This is a genomic window from Priestia sp. SIMBA_032, from assembly GCF_046535215.1.
GTDB lineage: Bacteria > Bacillota > Bacilli > Bacillales > Bacillaceae_H > Priestia > Priestia aryabhattai.
Window position 1 is genome coordinate 1 of record NZ_JAWRXD010000780.1, and the last position, 267, is coordinate 267.

The 267-nt window shown below is 32.2% G+C and carries 1 protein-coding gene; it reads left to right on the forward strand.

Features of this window, described 5'->3' with window-relative positions:
• A partial coding sequence (locus tag SB717_RS36440; RefSeq protein WP_410907908.1) for a thiol-activated cytolysin family protein occupies window positions 1-267 on the forward strand: 267 nt, incomplete at both ends.

The following is a 267-nucleotide window of genomic DNA, read 5'->3' on the forward strand; positions in this document are numbered from 1 at the left end:
GTAAATAATTCGGCTCCACCTGTTATGGTTTCAAATGTAGCTTATGGTAGAACGATTTATGTAAAATTAGAAACAACATCTAAGAGCAAAGATGTACAAGCTGCTTTTAAAGCCTTACTTAAGAATAACAGCGTTGAAACAAGTGGACAGTATAAAGATATTTTTGAAGAAAGTACCTTTACTGCTGTAGTATTAGGCGGAGATGCGAAAGAACATAACAAGGTTGTTACTAAAGATTTCAATGAAATCCGAAATATTATTAAAGAT